The sequence below is a fragment of the Streptomyces sp. NBC_01241 genome (genome assembly GCF_041435435.1).
GTDB lineage: Bacteria > Actinomycetota > Actinomycetes > Streptomycetales > Streptomycetaceae > Streptomyces.
This window is the reverse complement of the sequence record NZ_CP108494.1, coordinates 3,823,643-3,843,647: the sequence shown is the minus strand read 5'-3', so window position 1 is coordinate 3,843,647 and position 20,005 is coordinate 3,823,643. Positions and strand designations below refer to the sequence as shown.

Below are 20,005 nucleotides of genomic sequence, written 5' to 3'. Positions count from 1 at the left end.
ACGCCTGCTGCCTCTCCGTTCCGAACTTCGAATGGGCGCGCGCGAGTGCCTCTGGACTGCCCCATTCCGTAAGCACCGAGGAATGTGTCTCCATGCGTCCGTGTATTCACCCGATCCCGTCAATGTGCTGTGCCGATCCATGACCGTCAGCGGTTCCCGTAGTCCTCGACCAGTTCAGCGATGAGCGCGAGCAGGGCGTCGGCCCGGTGGCGGTCCTCGCGCTGGTTACGCAGCGCGTCATCGAGCGCCGGGAGTCTGCTCAGGGCGGCCGGGTTGCGGTCGCTTATCTCGTAGTACGACGTGGTGACCAGGTCCATGCATTGGGTGAACAGGACCCGCGTGGCCGGGGCGGGAGGAGCCGGGTCCGGGGCAGCGAACCCACTGGTCAGGTAGCGCACGGGATCCGTGAGGCTCCAGCCGACGTCTGTGCCGTGCTGGACGAGGAGCGCCACGTCGGGCGCGATTCCGATGCGGGCCTCCAGCGGCTCGTCGAGGACATCGAGGTCGCGCAGGCAGGTCAGCACGGTGTCCCCGGGAGCACGGCACAGCTCCGTGGTCGTCTCCATGCGGAAGTCCCGGGCCTCCTCCGCACGGAGCCCGCCCGGCCGGACGGCGGGTGTGACGGGCACGCGGACACTGTCCTCGTCGTCCGCGGACTCACCGGGGACGTGGAACTCCGCGCCGACCAGTTCCCGGCTCGCCGGATCGAAGCGGAGCTCGTCGGGCGTGTCCCACAGCCATTCCGTGCTACCGAACGTGTCGAGCTGGAACTGCGAGCGCTCCTTCACATCCGTGTACGTTCCGATGTACACACGGAAGTCCCGGAAGCGGAAGCGCGGCGCGATGGCCAGGGGCTCGCCCGTCATACTCGCGGTCCAGTCGCCGTCCATAGTGATTCTCACCGAGGTTGCTCCTCATCAGATCTGCACAGCCGTAGTCGTACAACTGCGCTTGGCGGGAATCCCACCCTTTACGACATCGGGGCAGTGCTTACTTCGTGGCTGCTTCGGCGGGCATGGTCATCTGCGACGGCACACTCATCATCCGCCTGCGCGAAGGCGACGTCGGCCCAGTGCGGGTCCGTACTGGCCTGGCCGGGCGAGGCCTGAACGCGCCTCACGACGTTTCGGGTGTGATGAACTCCAGCGCGTTGGTGTCGAGATGGCCCCCGCAGGCCGGACACTCGTTGCAGTACGAGTGGGCGCGTGAGCGCTCGACACCGTTGGAGAGCAAGGGAACGGCAACGTCCCATTCGATCACCCGGAACTTCGCACCGCAGGCCGGTTGATCATGTTGGGGATGAGAACTTCACTCTCGCCTGCTCCAGGAAGGCCCACTCGTCTGCTCGTTGATCCGGACGGGTTGACCGTCGTCGGCGCAGTAGCCGGGGCCGACCCCGTCCAACCTGCCCGCGTGGTAGCGCAACTGGCCGGCCAACGACCTGGATATTCGTGTTGTGGCGGTCAGTCCGTCACCGCCGTTAAGTAGCTTGCCCCATTGGTCGGCGTGCTCGCTCCGGGTCGCGAACCGCACCCCTCCGGAGAAGGCCTGGAGTCATCATGGCTCACCCATCGTGACAGAAACGAGGATTACGCCTCTTTTTAGGGAGTTCAACCCATTCCCTGACAATTGGATCACGCCGCTGTGGGGTGGATCGAGGAAGTCCATGGCTTTTTCATAGCGCTTGATCCAGTTGAGACTCAGGAGCACTGGATCTCCTGTTGTGTCAGCGGTCGGGCGGGTCTTGAACTGTTGACCGGTGCGCACCACGCCGCCTACGCAGCGGACAATGCATGTGGCAGTCGCAGCATCCGTAGCCTCTACTGAATAGATTTGGAGTTCCCCACCAGGGTTGTTATCCATGCTTGTAGGCCTCCGCTACGAATTGCTTTACCTGGTCGGGTGAAAGTTTTGGTATATCCCACTCGAGGGCATCACTGATTCCCTCGTAAGATTTTATTCGGGGAACGTTGATTCCCATGTCCTTGAGGACATCGTGGGCAGCGCTCACCGGGAGTTGCACGGTGGCTCTACCGGCGATCTCTGAAGCAGGTAGCGGTCGACAGCGCTGTTGAAGTCGTCGACCTTCTTGCGGTGGGCGTCCGCGGCACCCTCGGAGGCCTTGACGCCCGCCTTCCACTTGTCGATCGCCGTCTGCGCCTGCCCCTGCGCCCAGGTGACGGTGTCGGCGAACGCGTCGAGAGCTCCGATCGCCTTCGCACTGGCATCGGCGGCGGCGTACCACTTGGGCGGCTGAGTGCCCACCGCGGTGCGCAACGCGTCGGCCGTCTCGCCCTTGAGCTGTCCGGAATCGAGGCCCTTGAGACCGTCACCGGTGCCATCGAAGGCCGACTGGAAGGCGCGGAGCTTCGCGACGGTGGAGTTGATCTTGCTTGGGCTGCCGTAGATCAGCTTGGTCTTGTCCTCGGTCTGCCCGAGGTCCATCTCGTCGACCTCCGCGCCCATCCGGTTGGCGACCGAACGGGACTGCTCGCGCACCCAGTCCGCACCGGACTCCCAGCCGACGTCGTCCAGCCGGTCGGCTGTCCAGTTCCCGACGTCCTCGACCCGGTCGCCGACCCACTCGACGCCGTCCTCGATCGCGTCCTCAATCGAGTCGGGCGTGATGTCACTGAGGAAGTCGCCAATACCCATGCTCAGTTCTCCCCCGACTCACCCTGCTGCTGGGTCTGCTGGGCGCGCTCTTCCGGTGACGGGCCGAGTGTGTCGTCCAGCGCCTGGTTGAACTGGTCGTCGGAGAGGCCGAGCGCGTTGTTGAACATCTCGGACTGCCGACCGCCGTAGCCCTCGGTGAGGACGGTGCGACCGGTGTCCTTCCAGGTCTGCTCCATGTCCTGGCCGGCCTTTTCGAACGATTCGGGGCTGAAGTCCGGGTTCAGGTAGTCCGGCGTGAAGATGTCGCCCCAGTCCTGCCCCGCGATCTCCTCCTCGCTCGCGTGCGGGTTCCCGCCGAACAGGGAGTTGGCACCCACCTTGAGCGTGCCCGCGAGGTACTGGTCGTGCTCCCACTGGGTACCCGCCGCCAGGCCGAGCCGGTTCGCGAGCCCGCTGGCGTCCCGCACCAGGGCACGCACCCCCCACTCCCAGCGCTCACAGAAGTCCTCGAAATCGACCGCGAGACCATGATGCCCGGCCTCCATCCCGGTCATCGCCAACTCCGAGAAGCCCTTGCCCATCACCGAACCCGTGGCACCACCGAGATCACCGAGCTCGTCGATGGTCGCGCCCACACCCTTGGTGAACTTGTCGACAGATGCCTTGTCGAGACGCAGATCAGCCCCGTCACCGCTCATGACCTCTCCCCCTGTGCCTCACCGGCGTCGACGGCGACCGACTCCGGAACGATGCCGACGACCGGCGGGAAGAACATCGACCCGTCCTCCGTGGCGACGTCGACGGCGAGACCGGCGGGCTCGCCCAGGGACGGCACGACCTCGTCGACGATGCGTGCGCCCAACAGCGCCGCGTAATCCAAGGGTTGGTCCCCCGCCCCGTGGTGGAGGGCGAACCGGGCCAGTGCGGTCTCATCGGTGAACCCACAGATCCACCGCACCCCGCCCAACCGCGCCGACCACAGGCGTTCACCGGCTGTCGGCACCAGAAGGGCCGAACGCCGCATCTCACCGACCAACGCCCGCGGGTCGCCAACTCCTCTTCTACGCTCGGCGATGCGCTCGGCGAGCGCTGTCCTTGTACGCTCCACGGGCCCTCCCCCTCGTAGGTGACTGATGGCACCGTAGATCACGACGCACGGCATGACAGGCCGGTTCTCACGAAGATGCTGCTCGATGCCGATTCGCCTCAAAACAGATCCGTGGAGGAACCCACTGGCGGATGGCTTGTAGAGGCCCCACAGTCACCTCCGCTCGGCTCTCCGACCGGTCGGCAGCATCGCCGGAAGCCCAGCGGCAGTCTCACCGGCGGGCCGGTGACAGGCCCCCCCGGTGGACCACCGGTGGACAGACGCCTTTGGACGGTGCATCACGTGGTAGCTCGGGTCAACCTGTCGCACGTGCTCTGATCAGGCAAAACGCCACTGGACAGCACGCCGAGGCACCATGCAACCTGGCCGATCGATGCGGCGCAGCCACCCATGCCAGGCCGCCACCGCGTGATCCTTGGGCGCTGGCCCTCGCCTGCGTCGACGGACCGTCGCGGTTCGATTTCGACGGGGAAAGTCCTGTTCGATTGGTCATGCGCATGGCGCTACTGATGGCTGGCCTTCGCCGCATGCTTACCGAAGAGCGATTTGCCGACGTCTGCAGAGAGGTCACATGGCATGCAAAGAAGTTTCTGGACCTCATCTACATCCACTCCGAGCGAGAGGTGCGGGGTCCCAGCCACGCGCGACGCTGAAACCGTTCACTTTCCTAATGGCGGCAGCGGCCTGGAAACGATTCGTCAGCGACGTGGCCGGAGCGGCGTCTTACCCTGATGAGAAGTGGGGTGATTCGGTTTTCGTCCCGCAGAAAATTTCGTGTCCGTCGAGTTTTCCGCAGTAGTCCGGTCGTGGATGTTCTGCGCGATGACGGTGAGTCGTCCGGGAACGGGTCCTGGCAGGGCGCGGCAGTCCGGGGGGTCGAGTAGTTCTTGCCCTGCCTCCCGGTTGACAGGTGGTGCCCTGGTGGGAGGGTTGAAGAGACGGCGAGTCCCGTCCGGGGCAGATGTGTCCGGGATGGCCGGAGGGTCGGCCCGGGCACCCCGGTTCGGCCCAGGTGGATCCGGGCTCAGGCGGCAGGGAATGCCGTTTTCGGGCGTGCGGTTTTTCATCCGTGCGAAGTCTGTGTTGCTTGCAATGTTCCGCGCAGGATCGTTCGAAGCGGTGGGCGCGGGCGGCGCGATTGCTGAATCTGCATCATGTGAATTTCGAAACGGAGCATGTTTCGAAATGAGGTTTGTGGAGGTAATTCCATGAAGGCGCTGGTGTATGACGGGCCACGGTCGGTGAGCGTCAAGGAGGTGCCGGACGCGAGGATCGAACGGCCGACGGACGTGCTGGTGAAGATCACCTCGACGAACATCTGCGGGTCGGACCTGCATATGTATGAGGGGCGCACGGACATGGAGACGGGGCGCGTCCTGGGCCACGAGAACATGGGTGAGGTCGTCGAGGTCGGCGACGGTGTCGACCGGGTGCGGGTGGGGGACCTGGTCTGTCTGCCGTTCAACATCAGTTGCGGTTTCTGCCGTAACTGCGACAGCGGGCTGACGGCGTTCTGTCTGACCACACCCGTGGATCCGAAGATGGCCGGCGCCGCGTACGGCTTCGCGGGAATGGGCCCGTACAACGGCGGTCAGGCGGAGTTCCTGCGGGTGCCGTACGGCGACTCCAACTGCCTGGTGCTGCCGGAGGAGGCGCGGGAGAAGCAGACCGACTACGTGATGCTGTCCGACATCTTTCCGACCGGCTGGCACTGCACCGAACTCGCCGGCGTGCAGCCGGGCGAGACCGTCGTCATCTACGGCGCCGGACCCGTCGGCCTGATGGCGGCCCTGTCGGCGAACCTGAAGAGCGCCGCCAAGGTGATGGTCGTGGACCGTCACCCGGACCGGCTGCGGCTGGCCGAGGAGATCGGCGCCATCCCCATCGACGACTCCAAGGCCTCACCGATCGACCAGATCAATGAGCACACCAACGGCCTGGGCGCGGACCGCGGGTGTGAGTGCGTGGGCTACCAGGCGCACGACGCGCAGGGGAAGGAGCATCCGAACCTGACGCTGAACAACCTGGTGCACTCGGTGAAGTTCACCGGCACCATCGGCGTCGTCGGTGTCTTCCTGCCGCACGACCCGGGCAGTCCGGACCAGTTGTACAAGGAGGAAGGCGAGGTCGCCTTCGACTACGGCCTGTACTGGTTCAAGGGCCAGTCGATGGGCACGGGGCAGGCGAACGTCAAGGCCTACAACCGCCGGCTGTGCGCCCTGATCGAGCAGGGCAAGGCGAAGCCGTCGTGGATCGTCTCCCACGAGCTGCCGCTGGACCAGGCCCCCGACGGATACCAGCACTTCGACGCCCGTGACGACGGCTGGACCAAGGTCGTCCTCCACCCCGACGGCGCCGGCTGAATCCGGCACCCCGGCCGCTTGCCCCGACGCCCGCTCCCGGGGCAAGCGGCCCGCCGAGCGTCTACACAGCGGCGGACCGTCCGGCGGCCGCCCGGCCGCCCGGCAGTTCACCAGCGCATATGGACGTCCTCGGCCCACCCGAGGAGCCGGTCCACGACGATCTCCCGGCCCTCGTCGTCCCGGACACGGCCGCTGTAGTGGCCGAAGCACTGGTCGGTGCGGTTGGCGATCAGGCCCGCGTCGGTGCGGGTCGAGCGGTTGTGGAACGGGATGAAGGTCAGGTTCACCGTGGGCCGTTCGCCGGACGATGCGATGGTCCAGGGGGTCATGAAGTCGGTGGGCGACCAGCGCCACTCCAGCTCCTCACCGATCTTGGTGAGCCGTCCGTCGACGCAGAGCGCGTTCTCGGTCGCGCCAGTGCCCGACGTCCAGCGTCCGCCGAACTGCAGCCCCACCGTACGGCCGTCCGTACGGCCCGAGGCGGCTCCCCAGTTCCAGTCGACGGAGCGCGGCCAGCGGCCCCGGCCGTGGTCGAGCACGGCCCAGGCGTCATCGCCGAACTCCAGGACCCGGTTTCCGATCCGGACCGTGCCGGTGGCGGGGCGGGCGGTGTGCTTCGACGTGTACTGGAAGCGGCGCTCGCTCCAGGGCACGACGACGGACAACGTCTCGTGACCGGCGGGCAGAGCGGCGAAGAGGTCGACCTCCACGGGCTCCTTCGGTGAGGACGGGGTCAGGCAGCGGGCCCGCAGCCGGGTGCCGCCGTCCTCCTCACGGATCTCGATCCTGACCCGGCCGCCGGAGGGGCGGAGCGGACCGACCACCACGGCGGGGGAGCCGGCCGCGCCCGCGATCGTCTCCGGGAGACGGACGCCGCGTCCGCCGGGAATGATCGCGGTGCGCTCGAACCCGGCGTGGGCGGGAATGCCGGCGGGAGTGCCGACGGTGTGCTCGTCCGCCACACCGTCCGGCCCGTACTCCAGTACGTACACCGTGTTCAGGGCCAGGAAGTCGAGGTCGCTCACGGTCAGCGCGACGAGATGGGTCGGGGTGGTCACGCACCAGTAATCCCACCGCTTCGTCCGGCCCCAGCCCCGCAGGTTCGCCCGGTGCAGTGGCTGCCTGGACCAGCCGCGGGCTGCCGGATTCAGCCGGCCGTCCGGCAGGCACAGATCGACGGGCTCGTTGATCTCACGTTCGTGCGTGGCCATGCGCGGAGCCTATCGCTGCTGTTCACATGCCCCATAACGCGAAGTGAGGGGGGAGAACGGGATCTCCTGAGAGTGACGTGTACGCGGCTACCTTGACGTCAATTCCCCCGACGTCAAGGAGAGTTCCGTGGAGCCGTTCCTCCTCCGCAGACGTGCCCTGGCCGCGTGCACCGCCACCGTGGCCGTCGGCGTACTCGCGCTGGCCGGTCTGACCGGCAGCGCGTCCGCCGATCCCGCACCCCGCCCCACCGGTCCTACCGCCGTGAGTACCGACCAGCTCTCGCCCGGTCTGCTGAAGGCCATGCGCCGTGACCTCGGACTGACCGCGGCCGAGGCGCGCGGCGGGATCGGTCACGAGTCCCGGGCGGCAGCCGTCGCCGCCGGGCTGAAGCGTGCCCTCGGCGCGGACTTCGCCGGGGCCCGGGTGAGCGGTGATGACGCCGCTCTGACCGTCGCCACCACCGATGCCGCGGACGCCACCCGGATCGGCCGGGCGGGCGCGAAGGCGGTCGTCGTCGCCCACAGCCGGGCCGAACTCGACACCGCGAAGGCCGCGTTGGACCGGGTGGCGCTGCGCAAGGCCCCCGAGGGCATACCCGCCTGGTACGTCGACGTGGCCACCAACCGCGTGGTCGTGCAGGCCGCCCGCGCCTCGGCCGCCGATGCCTTTCTCGCCGCGGCGGATGTGCCGCACGCGTTGGTGACGGTACGTGAATCACGTGAGGAACCACGTACGTTCACGGATCTGCGAGGTGGTGACGCGTACTACATGAACGGCTTGGGACGCTGCTCCATCGGCTTTCCCGTGAAGCGCGGCAGCAGCCAGTCCGGTTTCGTCAGCGCCGGTCACTGCGGGACGCCCGGGGTCGGCACCAGCGGCTACGACCAGCAGGCGCAGGGCTCCTTCCAGGGCTCCGTCTTCCCGGGCCGCGACTACTCCTGGGTCGCCACCAACACCAACTGGACGCCGCGCGCCCTGGTGAACGGGTACGGCAACGGTGACGTGCCGGTCACCGGGTCCACCGAGGCGCTGGAAGGATCGTCGGTCTGCCGCTCCGGTTCGACGACCGGCTGGCACTGCGGAACGGTTCAGCAGCGCAACACCAGCGTCACGTACCAGGAGGGCACCGTCTCCGGCGTCACCCGTACCAACGTGTGCGCCGAACCGGGCGACTCCGGCGGTTCGTTCATCTCCGGCAGCCAGGCGCAGGGGATCACCTCCGGCGGCTCCGGAAACTGCACGCAGGGCGGTACGACGTACTTCCAGCCGGTGAACCCGGCGCTCCAGGCGTACGGCCTCACCCTGGTCACCAACGGCACCCCGACCGATCCGCCCACCGACCCGACGGATCCGCCGACCGACCCGGGCGGCGGCTGGGCGGCCGGAACGTTCTGCAACGCGGGAGACCGCGTCACGTACGGCGGGGTTGCGTACCGCTGTCTGCAGGCGCACTCGGCCATGGCCGGCTGGGAACCGCCGAACGTCCCCGCGCTGTGGGAACGCGGGTAGACAGCAGTACGGCGCAGGCGTACCACCGTCGCGCGGAGGTGCCCGGGCCGGAGCGCATCCGGCCCGGGCACCTCCGGTGTCGTGCTGCCGGGGCGCGAACGGTCCGCTGTCCGAGGGGCGGCCGGCGGGCCGCGGAGTAGCCTGGATGTGTACGGCTCCCGGTGAGCCGGTTCTGTCGGCCTGCGCATCGAAGGGGGCCGCTACCGTATGGACACCCTGGTCACTGTCGTGGTCGTCCTCGTGATGATCGCGATCGCAGCGTTCGTCATCCATCAGCTCAATGCCCGCCATCGGCATCAGCATCTGCGTCCGGCGCACTACGAACACGGGCTGGCCGGGTTCGGGGACGAACCGGCTTCGGGACACTCTTCCCGGCTTGCCACGGAGCCCGGCGCGGGTGGACAACGGCAAGACGGAGGAGCTGATTCCGGGACAGCCTCCGGTTCGGAGTCGGGTTCCGTCCCGGGTTCCGGTTCGGGGTCGGGGTCGGGTTCCGGAGGGTGATCACTTCGCGTCCGAGTAGCGCTCCACCACCGCCGTTGTGAACGGAAACCGCACCGGCGTCTCACCGAAGACGGTCCGCCCGGCCAGCTCACCGGCCGCCCGGATCGCCTCCACGACCGCCTCGGCCTCCTCCCGCGGGCAGTGCACGATCACCTCGTCATGCTGGAAGAAGACCAGCTCGGCCCGGAGACCGGCGGAGCCGATCGCCCGGCGCAGAGCGGCCAGCAGCAGCAGAGCCCAGTCCGCGGCGCTGCCCTGCACCACGAAGTTGCGGGTGAAGCGGCCCCGCGCCCGGGCGTTCGACGAGGCGTAACCAGGGGTGAACTCGCCATCGGCGGAAGGCTGTTCGGTGCTCTCCTGCGGGATGCCGGCCTCGTCGTCGTCCCCGCTTCCGGCGGCGGGCGGACTGGTCCGGCCCAGCCACGTCCGTACGAGACGGCCCTCCTCGCCCGCCTTCGCCGCGTCGTCGACATAGGCCACGGCCAGGGGAAATCTTCGGCGCAGGGCGGCCAGGTTCTTCAGGCCGTCGCCCGACGTCTGGCCGTAGACCGCGCCCAAGAGGGCGAGCTTGGCGTGTTCCCGGTCGCCTTGGAAGGCCTGGTCCGACAGTGCCGTATAGAGGTCGCCGTCATGGCCGGCCACCTCCATCAGGCCGCGGTCGCGGGAGATCGCGGCCAGGACCCTGGGCTCCATCTGGTCGGCGTCCGCGACGACGAGGCGCCAGCCCTCGTCGGCGACGACCGCCTGCCGTATCACCTTGGGGATCTGCAGCGCCCCTCCGCCGTTGGTCGTCCAGCGGCCGCTGACGGTGCCGCCCGGCTGGTACTCGGGGCGGAAGCGGCCGTCGCGCACCCAGTCCTGGAGCCAGCTCCAGCCGTGCGCCGTCCAGATCCGGTACAGCTTCTTGTACTGGATGAGGGGTTCCACCGCCGGATGGTCCAGCTCCGCCAGCTCCCAGCGCCGGGTGGACTTCACCTTGATACCGGCCTGCGCGAACGCCTTCACCACGTCGGCGGGGAGGTCGGGGCGGACCCGTCTGCCGAAGGCGGCCGACACCTCGTCGGCCAGCTCGGCCAGCCTGCGGGGTTCGCCGCCGCCCGCGTAGCGCTCGCCGAGCAGTTCGTGGAGCACTGCCCGGTGCACGTCCGCGCGCCAGGGGAGACCGGACCGGTTCATCTCGGCGGCGACCATCGTGCCGGCCGATTCGGCGGCCGTCAGCAGGCGCATCCGGCCCGGGTGCGCCGTGGCGTCGTGGCGGCGGAGCTGCGCGGCGTACACCTGGAGCAGGTCGTCGAACGGCAGTCCCGTGCCGGACTGCGGCTCGAAGAGGGAGGACTGTGAGCCGGGCTCGGCCGAGCGGGGCGGGGGGTCGGGGGGTACGGGGGCGTTGCGCAGGCGGGCGTGGGCGGCGGCTGCGGACCGGGGTTCGCCGAGACGGCCCTCGTGGGCGAGGAGAAGGGATTCGGCGACCTCGATGTCGTAACAGCGGGCCACGGGGACGCCGGCGGCGAGCAGGCGCGGGTAGATCTCGGCGGTGGACCGCCAGACCCAGCGTGTGACGTCCGGGCGGGAGCGGACGGCCTCCACGAGGTCGGGTTCGGTCAGGACCGGGGCAGTGGGCAGGCCGGTGGGATCCAGCGGGACGAGGCGGGCGCCGCCGGTCTCCGTGGTGGCCAGAGCCCAACGTTCGGTCATGTCGTCGAGTCTGACACCCGGCACTGACAGCGGCCGGGAGACGAGCGCGGGGCGGGGTGGGTCGCTGCGGAGGCTTCACCCCACCCCGCGCCCGGGAGGGTCCGGAGGGCCGAGCACGTCGGGCGGGCCGGAGGCGGGACGCGTCAGGACGCGGCGTCCGTCGTCCAGGTGCCCAGGGAGATCTCGGCGGTGATGCCGGGACCGAAGCCGGCCATCAGGCCGCGGTGGCCGTCCAGGGCCGATGCCTCGTCGAACATGCGGCCGAGGGCGTCGAGCACCACCGCACTGGCGATGTTGCCGTACTCGGTGAGCGTGGCCCGGCTGAAGCGGAACGCTTCGGGCGGCACGTCGAGGAAGCGGCTCAGGTCGTCCAGGATGCGCGGGCCGCCTGCGTGGATGATGTAGAAGTCCAGCTTGCTGGCGTTCCAGTGGTGCTCCTCCGCGACGGCGTTCAGCACCGGAGCGAGGGGCTCCATGGTTCCGGGCACCCGCTTGTCGAGCTGGAAGTGGAACCCGGTGGAGCGGACCGCGTAGGAGATCCAGTCCTCGGTCTCCGGGATGACGAACGAGCCGTTGCGTTCCAGACGGACACCGGTGCCACCCCTGCCCCGGAGTACGACGGCGGCTATGCCGTCGCCGAACAGGCCGTTGGACAGCAGGGATCCGACGCTCAGGTCGGTGGGCTGGTAACAGAGCGAACAGAACTCGCAGGCGACGACCAGCACATTCGCCTCGGGGTACGCCGTGCAGAAGTCATGGGCCCGGTTGACGGCGGCGCCGCCCGCGGCACAGCCGAGTTGGGCGATCGGCAGCTGTCGGGTTTCCGGGCGGAAGCCCATCGCGCCGATGAGCCACGCGGTCGGCGGCGGCATCATGAAGCCGGTGCAGGAGACGTAGACGATCAAGTCGATCTGCTGCGGCTCCAGTTCGGCCGCGTCGAGTGCCCGGCGTATCACCGCCGGCACCCGGGCCTTGGTGTGTTCCTCGTACGTGACGCTGCGGGCGTCGAAGCCCGGGTGCTGCAGCACCTTGTCGATAGGCTGGATCAGGTGCCGTTTCTGCACCCCGGTGTGTTCGATCAAGCGAAGGACCAGGTCGATCTGCGGATGGTTGCCGTGCAACCTTTGAGCCAGCTCGAGAGTTTCCTCGTTGGTGATGACGTATTCGGGAACCTCGATGGCCGGCTTGCAGAGAACCGCCATGGAACTCCTCCTAGCGGACTTGGTCCACACCGCCGGGCCCGGAACCGGTCACGGGGTATGAACCGACGCGGGAGTGGCCACCACTGTTCCGTCACGCGCGGCGGCGCGCGAGACAGAGTTCTGGTGGATTCCTGCGCCGGGTTCGATACCCCTGGCACGGGCGCGGACGGGCCGACCTTCGAAGACTGAGTTCTAGCCGTTCGTGGGCGGATGCTGATCCGCCACGGCTGGGTGGCCGTCGGGGATCACGCTACGGCAGAAGAATCAGGGCCGCACGTCGAGCGGATGTCCGCCGTATCGCGGACGGATCGGCGCACATGTCCCAGCGGATCGGTGCGGATTCCGAGCCGACGCGACGACGTACAAGAGGAGTGTAAGAGGGGTGCAATAGAGGTGCAATAGAGGTGCAAAAAGTGCGCAAAAGGGCGCTCGGTGCCCCGGATGGATCCGGGTTGCCGGGCGCCCTGCTGCGACGCATCATCGATGACAGTCACGAACCGTACGGTCCGCACGGCCCCTGCGCGGACGCGCGGTACGCCCTGTCACCAGGTGACGGGCAGTTCGAGGGGATAGCGCCAGATCGACGTCTTGTTCCACCGCACTTCCTCGGCCGGTGTCGCCAGCTTCAGAGCGGGGAAGCGCTTCAGCAGGGTTCCGATGGCGGCCTGGAGTTCCGTGGCGGCGAGCGGGGCGCCGAGACAGTGGTGGCCGCCCCAGCCGAACGTCATGTGGGACGGATTCTCGCGCTCCAGATCCAGCTCGTCGGGCCGGTCGAACTTCCGGGGGTCGCGGTTGGCCGTCAGGTAGGAGACGTGCACGATGTCTCCCTCCCGGATCAGCACCCCGCTCAGCTCCACGTCCTCCAGGGCGACCCGGGGGATGCCGACGCCCTTGCGGAACGGGATGAAGCGCAGCAGTTCCTCCATGGCCTGCGGGAGCATGTCGGGGCGCTCGCGCAGCATGGCGAGCTCGTTGGGCCTGGTGAGCAGCGTGTAGGCGATGTTGCCGATCTCGTACGTGGTGGTGTCCTGGCCGGTGATGAGCAGGACCATGGCCATGACGGTCAGTTCCTGATCGCCCAGGATCTCGTCCCCGTCGCGCGCCGTGGCCAGCGCGCTGATCAGGTCGTCGCCCGGGTTCGCGCGCCGCTCGGCCGTCAATTTCTGGAAGTAGGCGCGGAGATCGGCCTTGGCGCGTACCGCGGCTTCCTTGTTCTCGACGGTGGTGTCCATCATGGTCCGGGCATGGGCACGCAGTTGTGCGCGGTCGGCCTCGGGGATGTCGAGGACCTCGCAGATGGTGGTCAGGGGCAGCGGGGCCGCCAGGTGCTCGAAGAGATCGGCGGGGGCACCGTGCTCCTCCATGCGGTCCAGCAGTTCGTCCACGACATGCTGGGTACGCACCTTCATGCGCTCCATGTGACGGGGCGCGAATCCCTTGGAGATCAGGCTGCGCAGCCGGCTGCTGGCCGGCGGGTCCATCACGTTGATCGCTTCGTCCTGAACGATCGGCTCAGGGGTCATGCGCGGGAAGTTCCGGCCGATGATGGCGCTCCGGCTGAAGCGCCGGTCGGTGGTCACCGTGCGCACGTCGTCGTAGCCGGTGACGAGCCACGCCTCGCCGTCGCCGTGCGGCAGCCGGATGCGGGAGACGGGTTCTTCGGTCATCAAGTGCCTGAGCACCGGGTCGAATTCGAGGGCCTCGGCATAGTCGAACGGGCAGTGCCGTGCGGCGGCGACCGGTTCCATACGGAGCTCCAGAGGGGGATCTGACGGGCAGTTCGAGGAAGATGCGGGCTGGACGGGACATGGGTGCCCGGTCACCCGCACGGGCACGCGCCACTTCGGGCCGATTGGTCCATATGCAGAACGGAATCGGCGGCCGGGGTCGCTGGACCGGCGCAAATCGGTCCGGCGACCCCGTGCGGCCGGTGCGGCGGGTGCGGCGCGTTCGCCGGGGTCGGCGTGAGGTCGGCGTGAGCGGCCGGTCTCAGCCGGACGGTACGACGTCGGTGGCGTCCACCGCGGGGCGCACCGCGCGGGCGAGCTCGACGCCGTCGCCCACGGCCCAGAAGTGGGTGAAGAACAGGCGGGGGTCGTCCGCCAGGTGGTGGTTGTGCAGCTCGACGAGCTTGATCCCGCCGCGCCGCAATGCCTTCAGTACGTTCTGGACCTCACCGGCGAGCATGACGCAGTCACCGCTGAGCGCGGCCCGGCCGCCGCCCAGCGGCTGGAAGTTGAGCGCGCTGGTCGATCCCAGGCCGGGGGGCAGGATCAGATGCCCGTCCGCGATGGTCTCGCGGCGGACGAAGATGACCTTGTACAGCCCGTCATCGGTGGAACCCTTCGCGCCGAGCGCCGCCTCCATCCCGGCGATGTCCAGGTCGACCTGGACCGGCGGGCCGGGCGGCTGGGCGGGCGGGGTCCCGGTACGGTCGAATCCGGCGCGCAGGCCGCGGGCCAGGGCCACCGCGTCGTGGCCGTGGGCGTGGGCGTGGATCCACCAGATGTCGGGGATCTGGGCGAGCAGGTGCTTGTGCAGCGCGGTCTGCTCGATTCCGTGCGCCTGCCAGGCGTCGGTCACCTGCTGCAACTCGCGCTCGGTGACCACCACGTCGCCCATCAGCATCGTGCTGCCGTCGGCGTAGCGGACGAAGGCCACATGCGTGCCCAGCGCGAGCTCCGGTGTGACGACGACGCCATCGGACACCACGTGGAGGTCCCGCCGGGGGAAGCTCGTGTGGTACGTCGTTCCGCGCAGCATGTTGCCGGTACGGCCCAGCGCCTTCGCGACGGCCGCCCAGTCCGTCAGACCGGTCGGCACCGGCTTGACCCGCCTGCGGTGCCCCGGCCCGGGCATTCCGGCGGGCAGGGTGCACGCGGTGGCCGGCCCCGCGGCGGCCAGCACCGGTGTGAGTGCGGCCGCCGCCAGTACGCGTCGCCGCGATGTGATCGCCCGTGCCTGTGTGTCCTGCTGTCGGTCACCAGTCATCACTTGATCGCCTCCATGGCGAGATGAAATCATGTGAAACCTGGGTGAAAGGGTGAAAGTGGATATGCCGTCAGCGGGTGGGGCCGGATGGACCAATCACGTTGTCGGACCGGTCCCGTACGGTCCGGCCGGACCTCTCGCCGACCGCTCGGCGTCGGTGGTTCAGTGCACCGGCGTCGAGCGGCACCGCACCGCTCCGGGCAGCAGCGCCGCCCCCACCGCGACCACCGCGCACACCCCGGCCGCACCGCCCACCAGCGGCCACTGCACCGACACCGTCACCGGTGCGGAGAGCGAGGCCAGCGCGGCGCCAAGGCCCGCCAGATTCACTGCGGTCACGGCCAGTCCGAGCAGCGCCCCGATCGCCACCGCGAACAGGGTCTCCCCGGCCACCACGGCCAGGACCCGGGACCGGGTGGCCCCGGCCAGCCGGAGCGCGTTCAGCTCCGAGGAGCGTACGGACCCCGCCATCAGCATCGTGTTGGCGAGGGCGATCGCCGCGTACACCAGCGCGATCCCCAGGATCACGGCCAGGCCGAGCCGGGTCTGCGGACCGGTACGCGGATGGGTCGCGGCCAGCCACTGCTCCGTCGGCCGCACGGTGCCGCCGGTGTCGCGCAGGCGCGCGGTGACGGCGGCCCGGTCCGCGCCCGGCGAGAGCCGTACGTCGATCCGGTCCACCGGGGCCGCCGGGGCGTTCGCCCTCGTGACGTAGACCCCGTTGTTGCCCGTCCCGAGCGCCAGCACCGCCGCGATCCGCAACTCGGCCGGCCGCCCGTCGCCGAGCCACACCCGGACCGTCGCGCCCACCGTGTGCTGCGCCCACTCCTCGTTCACCACGATCGAGCGGTCGTCCAGATCCCGGATGTCGCCCGCCACCACCGGCAGCCGCCCGACCGTCGCCAGGGCCTTCGCGTCGTCCACGGCGCGGGCCTCGGACGCGAGCAGAGCGGTGCCCTCCTCGCGTACGTACACGGCCGTCGAGGCGGACGCGGACAGCGTGGCGCCGGGCACCGGCCGGACCCTCAGCTCCTCGCCCGTCACGACCAGATCGGCCCGGGTGTGCGCACGTACCTCGGCCGCCTTCGCCGCCGACACCGTCGCCGCGGAACCGGCCACCGAACCCGCCAGCGCCACCGTGATCAGCACCGGAGCCGCCACCGCAGCCGTACGCCGCAGCGATGCCGACACGTTGGCGGTCACCAGCATTCCGGTCGCTCCGGGCAGCCGGACCAGCCGGGCCAACGGGCGTACCAGCAGTGGCGTGAGGAGGGCGGCGGCCGTGATCAGGGCCATCGGCTGCGTGGTGTACGTCTTCCGCTTCAGCAGCGCGGACGGGTCGGTGACGAGGGACTTCGCCATCAGGAACGCGGCCCCCGCGAGCAGGGCGAAGCCCAGCAGCCGACGGGCCGGCGGCAGCACGCCCGTATCGACGTCGGCCTCGCGCAGCGCCTCGGCCGGGCCGATTCGGCCCGCCCGCCGCGACGCCGCCCAGACCCCCGCGAACGCCACGACGAGACCGGTCCAGAAGGAGGCGTGGAGCGGCCAGGCGACCGGCCGGACGGTGAACCAGGACGGTGCCATCCCCTCGTCGACCAGTAGCCCGGCCAGCAGTGGCGCACCCCGCAGGCCCAGCACGCACCCCGCGGCGGAGGCGAGCGTGCCGATCACGGCGGCCTCGGTCAGCAGGAGCCGCTGGAGCTGGCCCGGTGTGGCGCCCGCCGTGCGCAGCAGCCCGAACTCGCGTCGGCGCAGTGCCACCGCGAAGGCGAAGGTCGACGCGACGACGAAGACCGCGACGAAGGCGGTGACGCCGCCCGCCGTGCCGAGCAGGGCGTTCACGGTGACCAGTCCCTCGGCGTCCCGCGCCGCCGCTGGGTCGGCGCGGCGGCGGTCGTCCCCGGTGAGGACCAGGGCGCGGTCGCCGATGACACGGCGCACCTCGGCGGGGGCGCGTCCACACCCACGGCGTCCGGGCCGCCGCGCGCGCTGTTCCCGTCGTCCCGCGTCACCGGGCCGAGCGCCCGGAGGGCACGCAGGAGTTCGATATCCACAGGGTGTGGATGAATGAGTCTGCGGCTGACCCGGTCCGTGGACGGCCCGCGCCGCACCTCCACGGTCAGGGTGTCGTTGCCCATCACCACCACCGGCGCTCCGGCGAACCGCTGCGGCGCCCGCTCCGGCGCGCCGAGGGCCGAGGCGAGGCCGAGCCCCATGACCGCGATCAGCCCCACACCCAGCGCGAGTGCGACGAAGGTGCCGATGAGGGTGGTCCAGCGCATACGCAGGGTGGCCAGAGCGACGGTCAGCACGGCGCGCCTTCCGCGTGGCCGGTGATCCCCGCGTGGCCGGTGACGTCCGCGTGGCCGGTGATCCCCGCGTGGCCGGTGACGTCCGCGCGGCCGGTGATCCCCGCGTGGCCGGTGACGTCCACGCGGCCGGTGATCCCCGCGTGGCCGGTGACGTCCGCGTGGCCTGAGTGACCGAGGACGTCCGTGTCCGTGTGGCCCGAGTGACCGACAAGACCTGCGTGACCTGCGTGACCTGCGATGTCAGCGTCCGTGTCCGTGTCCGCGGTCGTCCGGTGGGCTCCTGCGGCGCCTTCGGAAGATCCCGTACGCCCCGTATGCCCCGTGCGTCCCGTGCATCCCTTAGGCCCTGCACACCGCGTCGCCATCCAGGCCGCGATCCGCTCGGCCGACAGCCCGGTCAGGTCGTCCGCCACCTGCCCGTCGACCAGGAAGACCACCCGGTCCGCATATGCCGCGGCCACCGGGTCATGGGTGACCATCACGACCGTCTGCCCCTCCCGGTCCACCAGCTCCCGCAGCATCACCAGCACCTCCTGGCTTGTCGCGGTGTCCAGCGCACCGGTCGGTTCGTCGCCGAAGAGCACCGCGGGCCGGGTGATCAGGGCCCGGGCCAGGGCCACCCGCTGCTGCTGGCCGCCCGACATCTCGGCGGGCCGGTGCCCTGCCCGGTCGGCCAGTCCGACCCGCGCCAGGGATTCCCGTAACTCGGTACGGGACGGGCGGCGGCCCGCGAGCCGCAGCGGCAGCGCGACGTTCTGGGCGGCGGTCAGCGAAGGGACCAGGTTGAACGACTGGAAGACGAAGCCGATCCGGTCCCGGTGCAGCAGCGTCAGCCGACGCTCGCTCAGCCCCGTCAGATCCACCCCGCCCACCTCGACGGTGCCGGATGTCGGCCGGTCGAGCCCGGCCGCGCAGTGCAGCAGCGTGGACTTCCCGGAGCCGGACGGACCCATGACAGCGGTGAAGGTACCGGGGCGGACGGTGAGGTCGATGCCGGCGAGAGCTTCGGCCTCGCCGTAGGTGCGGCGTACGGAGCGAAGCCGTACGGCGTCGGCGGCGCTCGGGGCCCCCGCGGGCTCGGAGAACGCGGCGGACGCGGTTGCGGCAGGGGACGCGGCTGCCGCGGCGGGCGCATGTGGGGAAGTCATGTCCTCGAAAGTCATGCTCCCGATCGAACCGTTTCCGCGCCCCACGCTCACGACCACTCGGCCCCGTACCCGGGGTGGGGCCAGCCCTACCCCGGCCCACTGTCCTGCCTACCCTGACCTCATGGAACCGGTGATCGACCAGGCATTCTCGGCAGCCCTCTACTCGGACGGCGACGCCGGTCTCGACGCCGGAGCCTCCCTCCTGGCCGCCGACCCGACGGCCGACGCGGAACTCGTCCGGCGCGGCGAGGAGTTCGTCCGTCGGGCCTGGGCGCGTGGCTGGCAGCCCGCCGATCTCGTACGCATCGTCCGCCGCGACCTCGACGAGACAGCGGCCGGCCTCGTCGCCGGGCTGATCACCTCGGAGACGGGGCGGTACGCGTCGCTGCCGCCCCGCTGGCGGTCGCAGCTCGACGGTCTCCCCGTCGCGCCGCCCCGGAACCGGCCGGACCGCTTCTCCTACGCCTCCGCCCTCCTCGGCCTGTACCGGCTGCTGCTCCGGCTCCCCGCCATCGAACCGGTCGGTCCGCCGCCCGGCACCTCCCCGCACGGGCTCCACCTGCCGCCCGCGCACGACGAACCGCGGATGCTGACCCGGATCCGCGCCCTGCTCGCCAAAGCGGAAGCGACCGGTTTCCCGGAAGAGGCGGAGGCCCTCACCACCAAGGCGCAAGAGCTGATGGCCCGGCACTCCATCGATGAGGCCCTGCTCGCCGCCCGTACCCACAGCAAGGAGGCGCCGGGCGCGTGCCGGATCGGGGTCGACGCGCCGTACGAGACGGCGAAGGCGATCCTGCTCGACGCGGTCGCCGCCGCGAACCGCTGCCGTGCGGTGTGGAACAGCGACCTCGGCTTCTCCACGGTGGTCGGCTTCGAGCCGGACCTGGACGCCGTGGAACTGCTGTACACCTCCCTGCTGGTCCAGGGCACGGCGGCGATGACGAAGGCGGAGGCGGGCCAGCGGGCCGGCGGGCGCAAGCGGACCAAGACGTTCCGGCAGTCGTTCCTGATGGCGTACGCCCAGCGCCTGGGCAGCCGGCTCGCCGCCGACACCGCCCGTGTCACCGCCGAGGCCGACACCGAGGCCGGCGGCGGGAGCGGCGCCGGACCGGCCGGGTCCGGCAGCCCTCGGCTGCTCCCGGTGCTCGCGGCCCGCGACATGGCCGTCACGGACACCGCCGAGCGGATGTTCCCCGAGACCACGACCACCCGGGTCCGGGGCGCCACCGACCTGGACGGCTGGACCCATGGCACGGACGCGGCGGACCGGGCGCGGATGGGCGGGAGCGGTCCGGAGCTCCGCGGCGGACGCGAGAAGAGGTAGGTACCGTCCTCGCGGACGCGG

Annotated in this window: 13 protein-coding genes and 3 pseudogenes; 3 read left to right on the top strand and 13 right to left on the bottom strand. The window is 70.0% G+C overall.

The genetic code is table 11. From position 1 onward, the window contains the following. Positions 1-146 precede the first annotated feature (146 nt). The 6 genes and pseudogenes from OG306_RS17005 to OG306_RS16980 form a co-directional block, all read right to left on the bottom strand. Positions 147-902 (bottom strand): hypothetical protein, encoded by a 756-nt coding sequence (locus OG306_RS17005; RefSeq protein ID WP_266747010.1) that lies wholly within the window; start codon positions 900-902, stop codon positions 147-149. Between the two features lie 214 nt (positions 903-1,116). Then, positions 1,117-1,260 carry a hypothetical protein gene (locus OG306_RS17000; RefSeq protein ID WP_266747009.1) on the bottom strand — a complete coding sequence of 48 codons (144 nt, stop codon included), beginning with the start codon at positions 1,258-1,260 and terminating at the stop codon, positions 1,117-1,119. A 297-nt stretch (positions 1,261-1,557) separates the two neighbouring features. Beyond that, the gene (locus OG306_RS16995; RefSeq protein WP_266747008.1) at positions 1,558-1,863 is read right to left on the bottom strand and encodes a hypothetical protein; all 306 of its coding nucleotides are present in this window, start codon (positions 1,861-1,863) and stop codon (positions 1,558-1,560) included. Positions 1,864-2,022: 159 nt separating this feature from the next. Next, positions 2,023-2,655 (bottom strand): annotated as a pseudogene (locus tag OG306_RS16990) (putative T7SS-secreted protein); the annotation flags it as partial. Between the two features lie 2 nt (positions 2,656-2,657). Next, entirely contained in the window at positions 2,658-3,314 is a 657-nt protein-coding gene (locus OG306_RS16985; RefSeq protein WP_266747007.1) for a hypothetical protein, read from the bottom strand. After that, positions 3,311-3,724 carry an SseB family protein gene (locus OG306_RS16980; RefSeq protein ID WP_266747006.1) on the bottom strand — a complete coding sequence of 138 codons (414 nt, stop codon included), beginning with the start codon at positions 3,722-3,724 and terminating at the stop codon, positions 3,311-3,313. The genes OG306_RS16985 and OG306_RS16980 overlap by 4 nt, the downstream gene beginning before the upstream one ends. 1,208 nt (positions 3,725-4,932) lie before the next feature. On the opposite strand from OG306_RS16980, the gene OG306_RS16975 reads away from it, so the two are divergent. Then, positions 4,933-6,087 carry a glutathione-independent formaldehyde dehydrogenase gene (locus OG306_RS16975; RefSeq protein WP_266747005.1) on the top strand — a complete coding sequence of 385 codons (1,155 nt, stop codon included), beginning with the start codon at positions 4,933-4,935 and terminating at the stop codon, positions 6,085-6,087. Positions 6,088-6,194: 107 nt separating this feature from the next. Here the strand turns inward: OG306_RS16975 and OG306_RS16970 are convergent, their stop codons facing one another. Next, positions 6,195-7,298, bottom strand: a complete 1,104-nt coding sequence (locus tag OG306_RS16970) for a DUF2804 domain-containing protein (protein ID WP_371665426.1) — start codon at positions 7,296-7,298, stop codon at positions 6,195-6,197. 127 nt (positions 7,299-7,425) lie between these two features. On the opposite strand from OG306_RS16970, the gene OG306_RS16965 reads away from it, so the two are divergent. Further along, complete coding sequence (locus OG306_RS16965; RefSeq protein WP_266747003.1) at positions 7,426-8,808, top strand: alpha-lytic protease prodomain-containing protein; 1,383 nt, start codon at positions 7,426-7,428, stop codon at positions 8,806-8,808. 504 nt (positions 8,809-9,312) lie between these two features. Here the strand turns inward: OG306_RS16965 and OG306_RS16960 are convergent. From OG306_RS16960 to OG306_RS16935, 6 genes and pseudogenes are all read right to left on the bottom strand, one after another. Further along, positions 9,313-11,007 (bottom strand): bifunctional 3'-5' exonuclease/DNA polymerase, encoded by a 1,695-nt coding sequence (locus OG306_RS16960; RefSeq protein ID WP_266747002.1) that lies wholly within the window; start codon positions 11,005-11,007, stop codon positions 9,313-9,315. 143 nt (positions 11,008-11,150) lie between these two features. Then, complete coding sequence (locus OG306_RS16955; RefSeq protein WP_266747001.1) at positions 11,151-12,209, bottom strand: type III polyketide synthase; 1,059 nt, start codon at positions 12,207-12,209, stop codon at positions 11,151-11,153. A 542-nt stretch (positions 12,210-12,751) separates the two neighbouring features. Then, positions 12,752-13,957, bottom strand: coding sequence for a cytochrome P450 (locus OG306_RS16950; protein WP_266747000.1), 1,206 nt, complete (start codon positions 13,955-13,957; stop codon positions 12,752-12,754). Positions 13,958-14,198: 241 nt separating this feature from the next. Then, entirely contained in the window at positions 14,199-15,200 is a 1,002-nt protein-coding gene (locus OG306_RS16945; protein ID WP_266746999.1) for a DUF1259 domain-containing protein, read from the bottom strand. A gap of 162 nt (positions 15,201-15,362) precedes the next feature. Continuing rightward, a pseudogene (locus tag OG306_RS16940) lies at positions 15,363-17,512 on the bottom strand (ABC transporter permease). A gap of 341 nt (positions 17,513-17,853) precedes the next feature. Continuing rightward, positions 17,854-18,660, bottom strand: a pseudogene (locus OG306_RS16935) (ABC transporter ATP-binding protein); the annotation flags it as partial. Positions 18,661-18,781: 121 nt separating this feature from the next. On the opposite strand from OG306_RS16935, the gene OG306_RS16930 reads away from it, so the two are divergent. Further along, complete coding sequence (locus OG306_RS16930; RefSeq protein ID WP_266746998.1) at positions 18,782-19,984, top strand: DUF2786 domain-containing protein; 1,203 nt, start codon at positions 18,782-18,784, stop codon at positions 19,982-19,984. The last annotated feature ends 21 nt before the right edge of the window (positions 19,985-20,005 follow it).

Coding starts and splice junctions, on each gene's coding strand:
- OG306_RS16995 (WP_266747008.1), bottom strand. CDS start 1,863: ATGGATAACAACCCTGGTGGGGAACTCCAAATCTATTCAGTAGAGGCT.
- OG306_RS16985 (WP_266747007.1), bottom strand. CDS start 3,314: ATGAGCGGTGACGGGGCTGATCTGCGTCTCGACAAGGCATCTGTCGAC.
- OG306_RS16975 (WP_266747005.1), top strand. CDS start 4,933: ATGAAGGCGCTGGTGTATGACGGGCCACGGTCGGTGAGCGTCAAGGAG.
- OG306_RS16970 (WP_371665426.1), bottom strand. CDS start 7,298: ATGGCCACGCACGAACGTGAGATCAACGAGCCCGTCGATCTGTGCCTG.
- OG306_RS16960 (WP_266747002.1), bottom strand. CDS start 11,007: ATGACCGAACGTTGGGCTCTGGCCACCACGGAGACCGGCGGCGCCCGC.
- OG306_RS16955 (WP_266747001.1), bottom strand. CDS start 12,209: ATGGCGGTTCTCTGCAAGCCGGCCATCGAGGTTCCCGAATACGTCATC.
- OG306_RS16950 (WP_266747000.1), bottom strand. CDS start 13,957: ATGGAACCGGTCGCCGCCGCACGGCACTGCCCGTTCGACTATGCCGAG.
- OG306_RS16945 (WP_266746999.1), bottom strand. CDS start 15,200: ATGACTGGTGACCGACAGCAGGACACACAGGCACGGGCGATCACATCG.
- OG306_RS16930 (WP_266746998.1), top strand. CDS start 18,782: ATGGAACCGGTGATCGACCAGGCATTCTCGGCAGCCCTCTACTCGGAC.